Origin of the sequence: Scytonema sp. PRP1 (assembly GCF_036697665.2) — a bacterium.
GTDB lineage: Bacteria > Cyanobacteriota > Cyanobacteriia > Cyanobacteriales > Nostocaceae > Kalymmatonema > Kalymmatonema gypsitolerans.
Genome location: NZ_JBAHYJ020000082.1, coordinates 14,586 through 27,159, shown reverse-complemented (window position 1 = coordinate 27,159; position 12,574 = coordinate 14,586). Strand labels below are relative to the sequence as shown.

Here is a 12,574-nt window from a genome sequence, read left to right as displayed (position 1 = left end):
GTACTCGGTGAGGAATAAAGCCCTTTTAAATTGAGTGCAATATAAGCGTTTGTAGGGGCACAGCAATGCTGTGCCCCTACGTGTGGTATATGCAAACGCATAGCCTGTCCGCAAAACTTACCGCGCTCGGCTTTGCGCGATCGCCTCTCTAATCATTCGCGCCAATTCACAAAAACCCTCAGCTTCAGCAGCAGAAGTCACATATGCAGGCTGATGCTGAAGTTGCTGAGCATATTCCAGCACATTTGCAACGCCCACAGAGAGAGAAAAAGAACGCTCATCAAATAAACTTTCATCGTTGGGACTATCGCCAACAGTCACAACTTGTTCTGGAGTGTACTGGGGGAAGTATTCCCGCAACACCTGTAATAACCCAATTGCTTTATCTTGTCCCAAAGGTTTAATGTGGCACTGTACATTGCTGTAAGTGAAACCCCAACCCATTTGTTCACAAAGATGACTCAGAGTTTTTATTTCATCTGTGCTTAACCCTTTCACATCAAATGTCCAGTCAGTAACGCGAAAACGATTATCAGCAGATTCTTGGATGTGCGGAAATTGGGTTTGTAATTGTTGAAAAGCCGATGCTAATTGCTGACGATGTGCTACTAAGTCGGGAATCGGTGTTAAAGCGACTGGTTTCTCACTTCCACCAAAGAAAAACAAACCGCCATTTTCCGCTATAGCACCAACGATGGGCAGATAATACGCTAAACCACTCACCCAACCAGCACTGCGTCCAGTGACAATCACGACCTCAATCCCCGCGATTGCTAAATCCTGCAAGCTTTGCAATAGTTCACTCTTGAATTTTCCTTTCTTGGTTAGGGTACCATCCATATCTGTCGCCACCAGACGAACATTGCTAAAGCGGTTTGTCGATGAAACCTGTGACAAAGGCAGGAGTCTATACATAAGAGTTTGGTAAAAAATTAATTATCAGTTATTAGTAATCAGTAAACCATTACCTGATAACTAATAACTGTTTTAATTTCTTGACTAATTACTAATTACTAATGACTTTAGTTTGTGAATCACGAGCTAAAATACCATCTTCCATTTCCACAATGCGATCAGCTATGTCCAAAATGCGGTTGTCGTGGGTGACTAGCAATATAGATGTTCCGTTTTCTTTAGCAAGACGCTGCATCAATTCCACAACATCGCGTCCTGATTGTTTGTCCAAAGCTGCTGTGGGTTCGTCTGCTAGCACCAACGGTGGACTATTCACCAAAGCGCGGGCGATCGCAATCCTTTGTTTTTGTCCTCCAGAAAGATTTTCTGGATAATAATCAATTCGGTCTCCTAAACCAACCGCTTTGAGCATACCTTCTGCTTTAGCGATCGCTTTTTGCTGAGAAATATGCTTATTCAGTTCCACCGCCATTTGCACATTTTGCCTAGCAGTTAAAAACTCCAACAAGTTATGAGCCTGGAAAATATAACCAATTTTTCGCCGAATATTGACTAGTTTGTTCTGGCTAGCCCTATATAATTCTACACCTAAAAATTGTAAACTTCCCTCTTGCACAGAGCGCAAACCACCAATCAAGCTTAGTAATGTTGTCTTACCTGAACCTGACGGTCCCGTCATAATGACAATTTCTCCGGGATAAATTTCTAGATTAATATCAAATAGAATTTGTCTTTTCAGTGATCCTTTTCCGTAGTAGTGGTTGAGATGTTTAATTGAGATGACAGGTTCTTTACTCAGCATATGTTAATCTTCTTCAAATTTTCTTATTAATATTTCGCTATCTGACAAGCATAAATTTAATTTTTTTCATTCTTTAAAAGATATCTGCTGGGTCAGCAGACTGCAATTTTCGTACGGCGATAGTACCAGACATAAAACACATAATCAGAGTTAAAATGAGTACCATAATAGCTCTTTCACTACTCATAAAAACTGGTAATAGTGTTGCAATTCTTGCCCTGTCATACAAAAACATAGTCACAACAAATCCAGGTATATATCCTAAAAATGCTAAAATAAAAGCTTCTTGTAGAATCACAAACAACAAATAATTGTGTGTATAACCTATCGCCTTGAGGGTTGCATACTCAGCTAAATGATCCGCCACTTCTGTATAAAGTATTTGATAGACAATCACAGTTCCTACAATAAAACCCATGATTGTGCCTAAAGTGAAAATAAAACCTATTGCTGTACTGCTTGCCCAGTAATTTCTCTCAAAATCAATAAATTCTTGCTTAGTGAAGACCTTGATATCTTTCGATAAATAATTTCTTAAACTTTGGGTAACAGCGGTTGCATCTGCTCCTGGTTTTAATCTAACCAGACCAATGTTAATTAAACCTCGTTGATGTTGGGGGAATATCCGTAAAAAGTTGACATCACTCGTAATTAAATTACCATCTGCTCCAAATGATGCACCTAAAGTAAACAGTCCTCCTACTTTAATTTTTCGACGATTGACTTCAGCTATTACAGTTTTTCCTTGTTGAAAGTCAGCAGCAATAGGTCCATACTCCTGCCTAGAGGAACGGTCATATAAAACAACATCTGGTAGTTTAAGTTTATCTAAATTTTCCTGAACTCCAGCTAAATTAAAAATATTAATTTCCGGGTTCATTCCAATGACTAAGAGATTACGAGGACGACCTGTTACAGGATTTTTCCAGGCAGTATAGTCTACATAGATTGGGTGGACACTTTGCACGCCAGGTAAATCTAAAGCTTTATACAACCGTCGTTGAGAAAAAGTTTTCATTGACAGCAAAGCGTTAGATTGATTGTTTATTAAAACAATGTCACCTTGCAAGCTTGTATGAAATCGAACGTTACTAAAATACAGAGAATCCCGAAAACCAAGCTGCATAAACATGAGAATATCGGCAAAGGCAATTCCTGCCAGTGCCACAGCTAAACGAGTTTTTTCTCGCTTGAGTTGTAACCACGCCAGAGGGATTTTTCCCATCATTTTGTATCCTCAGTTATTAGTCATTCGTCATGAGTTATTAGTCATTAGCTAATCACTAAGAAATTTCAAGTGATTTTTGAAATATCTTTTAAATATCAATGTCAATAACCACCTTGGCGTAGGTTAAGCCTGCAACTCTTTCGATATCTTGTGGAGTCAGGGCGATTTTCACTTCCACAACTCTGGCATCAACATCTGCTGCTGGATCTGTATTTAAGACATCTTTTTTGCCAATTTTTCTACCAATCTCAGCAACAGTTCCTTGTAATTCTCCACTAAAAGCTCCATTATCACTGGTTATGGTGGCTCGTTGACCAAGACGCACTTTACCAATACTGTCTTCAGGAACTTCAGCAATCACCATCATCTGATCAGTTCGTCCAATTTCAGCAATGCCATTTGCGCTCATACTTTCTCCGGCTTTGGTATGAATTTTTAAAATTTCGCCAGAAATTGGTGCTTTGAGATAGCTCAAATTCAATTGAGCTTGTGCTTTTCTCATAGTGGCAACTGCATTGCTAACTTGTGCCTGTGCTACTAGCAAATCAATTGGACGGACTTCTCGAATTCTGCTAAGTTTGGCTCTTTCTTCTTCAATTTGTCTTTGCAAAGTTGCGAGAATTTTGTTCCGATTCACCCTCGCTTCGACCAGTTGCTGTTGCAAAATTGCTATAGTTTTTAGCTGGTTAGCTCTAGCTTCAGCCAGCTGCTGTTGCAAAGTTGCAACTGTTTGCCTTTGGTTTGCCTGGGCTTCTGCAAGCTGCTGAGTCGAAGTTTCCTTACCCAATTGCCTTCTGTCGCGTTCCTGCTCGGAAATTGCCCCTTCTTTATATAACATCTCATAGCGTTCAGCATCGACTTGGGCATTGCGTTGTTCAGCTTGTATACGCGAAACCGTTGCTTTGAAAGCATCTCTTTGCCCTTGGAGTTCGGCTTTTATCCGATTAAGAGTTGCTTGTAGAGCAATTTTTTCGCCGCCTAATTGTGCTTCTATGCGAGCAATTGTTGCTTCCTGAGCATCTAGTTCCCCACGTAATTGTGCTTGTATGCGAGCAATCACAGCGCTTTGAGCCTGGATGTCTCTTGGTGAACCTGCTTTGACATTTGCTAAATTAGCACGCGCTTCTTGCAATTTTGCTTTAGCTTCTTCCACTGCGGCTTGGTTGCTTGAGAAACTATCCAAAATTGCAATGATTTGGTTTCTCTTAACCCGCTCTCCTTCTTTGACAAAAATTTGTTCCACTCGCGACGTCCCGGAAAGCCCCGCTGGGGCAGACAGTTTAATAACGTCCCCTTGAGGTTCCAAACGCCCCAAAGCATTGATAGTTGTAGCGACTGGCGCACTGGGTGCAGGTGTATTCAACTGTTTCAATTGCTCCATTTTGGCTATGCTTAGGACTCCAGTAGCAACTATGACTGGCAAGGATACAGCAATTAACCACCAAATCTGTGGTTTCTCATTCTCAAGTAACTGCTCCCTTGACCTTGGTTCTTGACTCACCCTTGACATGGTATTGCTCATTATTCGGAATTTTGCATATACAAAGTAGAAAAGCGAGTTATACCAATTCTCTATAAACTTGCACTTAATAAATACTCCTCTGTTTCTTCTGTTCCTTGGCGTTCTTGGCTTCTTGGCGGTTCGTTTTCTAATATTAAGTGCATCTTCATGGGGAATTGGTATTAGGCACAATTGGATTCACTCAAAAAGGGTTTTTAAAACAGTGAACAGTGAACAGTGAACAGTTATCAAAGTTTGGTAACGAGGACATGGGCAGTGAACAGTTATCAGGTAATTGTTTACTGATAACTGATAACTGATAACTGATAACTGATAACTGATTCACAAATAGCCATCTGCTTTTCTTAATTGAAAAACCCTTATTTTGGCAACATCCAGGCGACAAGGAGGTGCGTTACAGCGTACAAGTTATGTACTGCAAATAACGAAGCACTGAACGCAACCTACGGCAAATTAAATACAGGACTGCATAGGATAAGTGACAGTGGTTTCAAGCTGGGTAATACTTAAAATCCACTGCCTGCTTGAGGCTCATTGTCATAACAAACGGAAATTTTCTCGTGGGATGCGCGACACGAGCCGTCATTAGCCGTCATTAGCCGTCATTAACTATAGGCGCACAAGATGCCCGCCCCACAAGAACTGTATTGAATGCAAATGCAACCGGCGTATTTCCTACAGATTTTTGAAATACACTGGCAACAGTTTGGTTTGTCTATCTCATAAACAGTTTCATAGATAGCGAACAAAACTAAGTAACAACTGCATTGCCTTTGAGAGAAAAACTATCACCAACGGGGTAAGTTGATTGCCTTTCAATGAACAGCAACTCATCTCAACTTGACCAAGAACATCATAGACAAGCTCTTTGGCGATGAAGGTTACATTTTAGAAAGAACGATTTTGTGGCTCGATTTTGCTCTAGTTAAATGAATTCTACATTTATCAGTTGCTGGAAAACGTAGCAGAATCTACAGTTGAACCTGGTCGATAGTAAGTTATGAAGACATTAGCACGTGATGCAGCAAGTGAACGGGCGATGCTCCGAAGGAGGCGCCTTTCCTGCGGAACGCGGCTCCTTCGGAGCATCGCTGCACCAATTCCAATGTGTCGGCTGACCCTAGTAACCAAGGCAACCTTACCCGACAAACCATAATCTATCATTGCTACCAAACCGTACAAAATAACTTTTTAGTCATTTGTCATGACTAATCTGGTATGTCAAACAAAACTGTCGTCATATATTGTTCTGCCCAATCTGGACCAAAAGCTTTTTCCAGTACGCGGCGGGTTTTGTCGTTTTGCTGCTGTTTGGTACAGTAGTTGCGTTGTCCGGCTAAATTTTGCTCCACCTGTTGAGATGGAACTGGTTGAGAGATGCTAGCTTGCGTACAATGTATTTCTAAAAATTCCCGTGTGCGAGAGAGAAATAGACTTTCTTCTTCAGGGGAACTGGGACGCACGAAAATGCAAAATTCTGAAAAAATGTTTCCCCACTCAGGTAATTCTCGCGGTTGGGAAAAGTTTAACTGAGGTAGTGCCGCCAGTGCAGAAGTATATGATTCTGGTAGAGTGTGTTGGGAGTTGACTGGAGAAAGGTCTGCGATCGCCGCACTAATTTGACCTCTCCCTCCCACTAAATCGCAACCAAACATTGGTATGTCGTATTCTGGACGGGGAAACATCACGCAGTGCAAGATATCCAGCATATTTCCCACCTTTGCCAGTTCTAGATGCATTTTGCGGAACTGGGGTGTTTGATAACAGCGGTTTTCAATCGTCAGTTTCTCGCCCTCTAGCCGACCTTCCACATACCCAAACTCACCAGGCAAATGGTACGGCGATAAGTCTAAGTGCTTCTGCCATGTTGCTTCTATACAATCTGCTAGTTGACGAATAAGCGGATGTTGTTGCTCGCGCAGCGATGGTAAAGGAGTTGTTGTCATATCTTATCGGATTTATAACCGGGGAATTTGATTCAGTTACCAGTCTACCCCCCACAAAGTCTCACCCGAGCCAGCTTGCAACACAACCAAACACTTGCAACGACAAACGTAAAGTTATAAAACAGTCGCTTTTCAAAAGTGTGAGTAATTTTGTAGTCTTAGTTACAGAAATAATTTTGTATTAGCCCATTAGTTAAGGCTAGGTAGAGCCATGAAACTAGATTCAAGTAGACCAGATTGTGGTACACGCCTTGCATGGCACAATCTGGATTGGTCAAGCAAGTCTGACCTCAAATCACTACAGGATTTCCAACCTAATAGTTGGGTAAAGCTCTCAGAACTTCCCAACCCCTACAGCTTTGATGAAGCACTGCTACTATGTCAGGTTTCTCGTGACGAATGGTTAACCTGGATTCCAGATCATGGCGAAGCACAACTGCATATTAGCCAGTTTTTTGCTAACTAGTGCAATTCCTCAGGAGGCAGAAGGTGAGCCACTGCGGTGGACGGATTCCCTCCCGTTGCGGGTGAAACGTGGGGCTTGCGATCAATTAAGCTAATGTCTGTTTGCGTTTCAGAAGTAAGCCTGTACATAAGGCTCCGAAAGCTAATATACCAAAGATACTTGTATGCTCGGGGACAGATTGTGTTGTGGCAGACTTATTATCTTTGGAACCACGGAATTCGCCGAACTCGTACCATTCTAATCTGTAGCTAAACAAACCATCTGAATCGCCGATAAGTTGCAATGGTGCTGAGAATGTTAGGACAGTACCATTAAGAGTGTATGGTACCGAGCCACGAAGCGAACCCCACCCTCCTGAATTTGGTTCATCTGAACCGATGGGAAAGACATTACGAACTCGAATGTCACCAGCAACGTGAATTTCTTCTCCGCGAACAATTGTCTCAAGTTGACTATAGTATGGAGAGCCCCTAAAAACGGGTAACTCACCATCTGCCTCAATAAAGTACTGAAACGAGTCGGCTTGGCGATTATAGGCATCAAGTAAGAAAAAGTTTGGAACTTCATTAAAATCTATTGTGAACAATACTTGCTGAGTATTAGGATTGACAACGGCTGACTCTGAGTTCACTACTAATGCTGCTTGTGCTGTTCCAACTGTTTCCAAAGCAGTAAATGCAGCTATAACGATAGACAATTTTTTCAAAAATGCCATATAATTACTTACTCATTTATTTAATGACATCAAAAGGTGCTGTTGCACGTAGTTTAATTTGCCGTGAACAATAGATACACCCATTGTGCAACAAATCATGAGGTGGGATATGCCAGTATTGTGAGAATCGCCTTGGTATCAGGAAATTCTCACTGAAGATGAGCAAAGATGACTTGATTATGTTTCAAAAAGCACCTGTAAGCCCATTCTCCCTCCTATTCCCACTTCACACTGCTGGTTGAGGTTCTTTTTCTTGTGCTAGTGCCATTGGATCAACTGATTCTAGTTCACCGTGCTTAAGAGTCCAACAACGGTCGGCGATCGCTAACAAATCTCCTGCGTCGTGTGTCACAACCAGCAGTGTCCAATCTTTTTTCAGTTTCGCCAATAAAGTTACCAGCTGCTGACGCATTGACCAATCTAACCCAGCTGTGGGTTCATCCAATAATAATAGATGTGGCTGGCGAATCAACTGCACTGCTAAAGCTAAACGCCGCTGCTGACCTCCACTCAAAGCATGGGGTCGTGTACTAAGCGATAAATGCTCTAATCCTACTTCTGTTAGTGCTTGCCTCACTCGCTCTATTCCTAGCTCTGGATGTCCCAAGCGCAATTCTTCTAAAATAGTACCGCCGCAAAAATGCCTCTCGGGAAATTGAAAGACCAAGCCAGCCAATTGTTGCACCTGTTCGGCTATCAGTTCTTGTTCGCGCCAGAAGACTGAACCTGATGTTGGTTCAGCAAGTCCAGATAAAATTTCCAGTAACGTACTTTTGCCAGAGCCACTTGGTCCGATAATTAGACCCAGTTGTTTGGATTCTAATTCCAGGTTGATTGATTTAAGAATAGCTGTCGGGCAAGCCGTAGGGTGATAAGTTAGGTTTCTGAGATAGAGCATTTGTTGAGTTTACCAAAAAGTCAGCAACTTATTTAATTAACTACACTGCAAGCAACTGCAAAGTTCCGAAAAATTTCTCGCGCATTCGATCCGCCAGCAACGTCTATCTTGCAGCAAGAAACATCCTCCTTCTCTTTATTGTGGCAAAATTACTCTTGAACAATAGCTACAACAAGCATGGGAACCTAGAAAACTTACCAAAGTCATATAATATAAAAAATTTTGCCTCAAACAGATCTACCTTAAAGCGAAGAATCTTTAGAATTAAAAGTAAAATATAAAACTTTTTTAAAGGTAAATATGCTGAAGTCAAAAATGATTGTAGGGTTCCCAGTTCTGCAAACTATTGTGCCTGCAAAACTTTACCGCCTAGTCACGGTAGCTTTTGCAGCTACCTTAGCACTCAATGTTTGGGCAAACCCCTCTTGGGCAGCAGACCCCTTTCGGACTAAAGAGCCTCGTAACATTGGCAACAAAACAGAGGCAGCATTCAAAGCCATTTTCCAACAAGGAGACTATCAAAGTGCAGATCGTTACCTACAAGAAGCATTATCTGCAGAGCCAAAAGAACCTTTAGCATATGCGATGAAAGCATCCTTAGCATATACGAATAAGGATTTGGCTACATTAGACACTTACAGCAAGAAAACTTTAGAAACCGCACAAAATTTGATTTCCAGTGACCCTTTGCGCGGAAATTTGTATGCTGCTGTTGGTCTGTTTTTAGAGGGAGCAGTGATTTTACAGCGTGAAGGTACAGTCAAGGGTGCGCCGCAAGCCTTAACCAGGCTGCGTCAAGTCTATGACCATTTGGACAAAGCCGAAGCAGTTTCACCTAACGATCCAGAACTAAATTTAGTCAAGGGATACATGGATTTAATGCTTTCGGTCAATTTGCCTTTTGCGAACCCAGAACAGGCAATTCAAAAGCTAGAAAAAAATGCTAGTCCCCAGTATCTAGTTGACCGGGGTATCGCCCTTGCCTACCGAGATTTAAAACAGTACTCTCAGGCGCTAGAGTATGCCGATCGTGCTTTGAAAGCGACACCCGATAATCCAGAGTCGTATTATCTCAAAGCTCAAATCCTTCGGGAACAAGCCAGAAAAGAGAAAAACTCGCAACTGATGCAAGAAGCAGTTGGTAATTTTGACAAAGCCCTAAGTAAGAAGTCTCAACTCCCAAGCGATTTGACAAAACAAATTGAGCGCGAACGGCGGAGGGCGGCGGAAAGCTTGAGTAATCCTGCTAAATAGGCGCGACTTGTGGGGAGTGAGGGAGTCAGGGAGAGAGATGGGGAAATATTTTCTCCCTGTGCTTCCCCTACTTTCTTCACCTTTATTTAGGGGAAGCCGCACTCTTGTGACTATGAACTCTTTTACAATGAGCTTTGAGAAAGACTGATTTAGACTAGATATCTTAGGAAAATGCAGATACAGTTTCGTGAAATTAATCCTTTTGATTTGTGGATTTGGTTGGAGTTCAGCACAATTCCTTCTGAACAAGAAAAAAAGTATGTAGAAGAGGTTTTCAATTCCTGGTTTTATCTGGGCAAGTTGGGTGCGTTTAATGCAGAAAATCTCCAGGTACAGGAAACTGGATTAGACCTCAGCTATATGGATTACGACCCCGAAGGGTATGACAAAAGTTTGCTGGCGCTGATGCACAATATGGGTCAGTTTGAGTATGAGGGGACATGGGCGCGTTGCTGGTTTGACTTGGGAACTTCTGACGCGATCGCCCTTGATATTCTCATTAACGCCCTCAAGCAGCTCAGCCAGGAATACGTCACTATTGAGCAATTGTACATCGGCGGCGAAAATGAAGATTGGTCCGTCGAGGATAGTGAAAATGGTCGTTCTTCGTTTATTTACGATAACTAGCAACACAAATGCATAAACCAGGGGAAATTCGTGTCCTAGCATTGGGGCTGATTCGGGATGGTAATCGAATCTTCGTTTCTCAAGGCTACGATCCAGTCAAGCAACAAACTTTTTACCGTGCAATGGGCGGTGGAGTGGACTTTGGTGAAACAAGTTTAGAAGCACTCAAACGCGAATTCCAAGAAGAAATCCAAGCAGAATTAACAAATATTCGCTACTTAGGCTGTTTGGAAAACATATTTACTTTCAACGGTCAGTCAGGTCACGAAATTATTCAACTTTTTGAAAGTGACTTTGTTGACCCCAAATTTTATCAACTTGACAAGTTAGATTTTTCTGAAGGGGAACGACAGAAAACTGCTCTGTGGGTAGATGTTAACCGTTTCAAATCTGGAGAATTAAGGTTAGTGCCAGAGCAGTTTTTGGATTATTGGTAAGAGCTAATTTTTGTCAAAGATAAACAGAGAATCTCACGGTTCATTTAGGACTGGTATAGTTACAGCACTGTTATCGCAAATAATTAGTAAAGCGCTTTTACAGCGCTTTTCACATCATTATACCACAAATCGTAGCGTGGGGATTGCCCGTAAAAGCCTATCTGACGCACATTTGAGATATTGGTGAGCAATCCCCACCTTACAGAAAACCGCTGTAACTGGGTCTTTTGGTTTGCGCGCTCAGCTATAAGCAAAGGGGTTCATCTATCTAAAAAGTGCATAAGTTTATTTTGCCTACACTTGTATAAAATACAAGAGGGAAGCTTTGAAGCAATTCCCCTCAATTAATAAGTCAAACAAGAAAGAGAAATTCGGATGAAACTATCAACAATGTGGATAGCAGGTATTGGTTTACTTATCGGCGCTTCTGCTTTGGGAATCGCTGCACTTTCTCAAGTTAACTCAAAAGCTCTTGCTACTGCACCAAATATTCCACCAACGTTGACTAAACTTGGCGACAAATCTTATCTACTCACTTGGACAGATGATTCTGCCGTATATGTCGCTTGCTATCCCACAGTTAAACCCATAATGAAACCTGCACCAATTCAGCAAACACCAAATAGATATGTCATTACCTGTAAAAATAAATAGGTTGTGAACACATCAAATCAATTCCCTCAAAACTTGGAACGGAAAGAATATTCAGTTGCTTTAGATAATAAACATCCAACAAGTCGAGAGCGAAAACTGCATAAGTTGATTTTAGTGATACCTATTTAGATTTAAAGGTTTCGACAGCGAATCTTCTTTTGCCTTACAGCGCTTATTCTTATGATTCGACCACAAATCTTCGGGTGGGCATTGCCCCTAAAAACTTGTGTGATAGACATTTGAGATATTGGTGAGCAATGCCCACCTTACAGGAAAGCGCTGTAAACAAAGCAAACTTCTTCTGTAAGAGGTCATTTAGAAAGTAAATATTAAGTAGGGTGTGTTACGGCGATCGCGCGGATTTGAGAGTTTGAGAGAGTGAAATAAGAGCCGTAACGCACCACTGTTAGGCGATGCGTTACGCGCTGCTTTAACGCATCCTACAATTTAACGTTTACTTTATAAATCATCTCTTAGTTATCGTAGAAATATTGGTAAGGTCTGAAGATGACCTTAAATAGCTGTCATTGAAATCAAACGGTAGTTCACTCTTTAATAATCTATGAATCAACAATCCGTGACCTGCTTTCTATTGGACTTAACCTGTCCGCGCTTGCTTTTATGGTCAAGGCGTTTTTGCTGAGAACTGCGAGTCGGTTTTGTGGGTTTGCGTTTTCTTTTCAGTACAACTACGCTTTTAATAAGTTCTTGAAGTCGTTTTAACGCTTCCTCTCGGTTCTGCTCCTGGCTTCGATGCTCCTGAGCCTTGATTACGACGACTCCCTCTTTGGTGATGCGTCGGTCGTTGAGCTTTAAAAGCTGTTCTTTATAAAAATCGGGTAATGATGAAGCCCCAATGTCGAAGCGCAAGTGGATAGCGGTAGAAACCTTGTTGACGTTTTGACCTCCTGCTCCTTGAGAACGAATCGCACTAATTTCAATATCGCTGTCTGGGATAATAATTTTGTTAGAAATTTGCAGCATAACTCACAAGTTTTTTAGAATCTGAACAAGTAGATCCAAGACCAAACTAGCGTAGTTATGAAGTGGAAGTATATGTGAAGCGTCTACTTAATCGGCTGACTCAACATCGCCTCAGTTCTTGAGTAG

13 protein-coding genes are annotated in these 12,574 nt (G+C 41.7%); 5 read left to right on the top strand and 8 right to left on the bottom strand.

The annotated features are described in order from the left end of the window. Positions 1–117: 117 nt before the first annotated feature. The 5 genes from V5G28_RS18890 to V5G28_RS18870 form a co-directional block, all read right to left on the bottom strand. Positions 118–915, bottom strand: coding sequence for an HAD family hydrolase (locus V5G28_RS18890; RefSeq protein ID WP_332997063.1), 798 nt, complete (start codon positions 913–915; stop codon positions 118–120). A 91-nt stretch (positions 916–1,006) separates the two neighbouring features. Then, positions 1,007–1,714 carry a DevA family ABC transporter ATP-binding protein gene (locus V5G28_RS18885; protein WP_332997069.1) on the bottom strand — a complete coding sequence of 236 codons (708 nt, stop codon included), beginning with the start codon at positions 1,712–1,714 and terminating at the stop codon, positions 1,007–1,009. Between the two features lie 76 nt (positions 1,715–1,790). After that, on the bottom strand, positions 1,791–2,945 hold the full coding sequence (gene devC / locus V5G28_RS18880; protein WP_332997061.1) for an ABC transporter permease DevC: 1,155 nt from the start codon (positions 2,943–2,945) through the stop codon (positions 1,791–1,793). A gap of 88 nt (positions 2,946–3,033) precedes the next feature. Further along, positions 3,034–4,455 carry an HlyD family efflux transporter periplasmic adaptor subunit gene (locus tag V5G28_RS18875; protein ID WP_096567647.1) on the bottom strand — a complete coding sequence of 474 codons (1,422 nt, stop codon included), beginning with the start codon at positions 4,453–4,455 and terminating at the stop codon, positions 3,034–3,036. A gap of 1,220 nt (positions 4,456–5,675) precedes the next feature. Next, entirely contained in the window at positions 5,676–6,413 is a 738-nt protein-coding gene (locus V5G28_RS18870; RefSeq protein ID WP_332997059.1) for a phycocyanobilin:ferredoxin oxidoreductase, read from the bottom strand. Between the two features lie 211 nt (positions 6,414–6,624). Between V5G28_RS18870 and V5G28_RS18865 the strand changes: the two genes are divergently transcribed. After that, complete coding sequence (locus tag V5G28_RS18865) at positions 6,625–6,879, top strand: hypothetical protein (protein ID WP_332997057.1); 255 nt, start codon at positions 6,625–6,627, stop codon at positions 6,877–6,879. Between the two features lie 85 nt (positions 6,880–6,964). Here V5G28_RS18865 and V5G28_RS18860 read toward each other — a convergent pair whose 3' ends face one another. Both V5G28_RS18860 and V5G28_RS18855 read right to left on the bottom strand, forming a co-directional pair. Next, positions 6,965–7,594 carry a hypothetical protein gene (locus V5G28_RS18860; protein ID WP_332997055.1) on the bottom strand — a complete coding sequence of 210 codons (630 nt, stop codon included), beginning with the start codon at positions 7,592–7,594 and terminating at the stop codon, positions 6,965–6,967. A 226-nt stretch (positions 7,595–7,820) separates the two neighbouring features. Beyond that, on the bottom strand, positions 7,821–8,492 hold the full coding sequence (locus V5G28_RS18855; RefSeq protein WP_332997053.1) for an ABC transporter ATP-binding protein: 672 nt from the start codon (positions 8,490–8,492) through the stop codon (positions 7,821–7,823). 315 nt (positions 8,493–8,807) lie between these two features. On the opposite strand from V5G28_RS18855, the gene V5G28_RS18850 reads away from it, so the two are divergent. The 4 genes from V5G28_RS18850 (at position 8,808) to V5G28_RS18835 (ending at position 11,464) form a co-directional block, all read left to right on the top strand. Further along, entirely contained in the window at positions 8,808–9,746 is a 939-nt protein-coding gene (locus V5G28_RS18850) for a Sll0314/Alr1548 family TPR repeat-containing protein (protein ID WP_332997066.1), read from the top strand. Between the two features lie 171 nt (positions 9,747–9,917). Next, the gene (locus V5G28_RS18845; RefSeq protein WP_096567638.1) at positions 9,918–10,373 is read left to right on the top strand and encodes a DUF3531 family protein; all 456 of its coding nucleotides are present in this window, start codon (positions 9,918–9,920) and stop codon (positions 10,371–10,373) included. A gap of 8 nt (positions 10,374–10,381) precedes the next feature. Further along, positions 10,382–10,810: an NUDIX hydrolase gene (locus V5G28_RS18840; protein WP_332997050.1), complete on the top strand. Its 429-nt coding sequence runs from the start codon at positions 10,382–10,384 to the stop codon at positions 10,808–10,810. Positions 10,811–11,185: 375 nt separating this feature from the next. Next, positions 11,186–11,464: a hypothetical protein gene (locus V5G28_RS18835; RefSeq protein WP_332997048.1), complete on the top strand. Its 279-nt coding sequence runs from the start codon at positions 11,186–11,188 to the stop codon at positions 11,462–11,464. Between the two features lie 567 nt (positions 11,465–12,031). Here V5G28_RS18835 and arfB read toward each other — a convergent pair. Then, the gene (gene arfB, locus V5G28_RS18830; RefSeq protein WP_336231216.1) at positions 12,032–12,448 is read right to left on the bottom strand and encodes an alternative ribosome rescue aminoacyl-tRNA hydrolase ArfB; all 417 of its coding nucleotides are present in this window, start codon (positions 12,446–12,448) and stop codon (positions 12,032–12,034) included. Between the last annotated feature and the right edge of the window lie 126 nt (positions 12,449–12,574).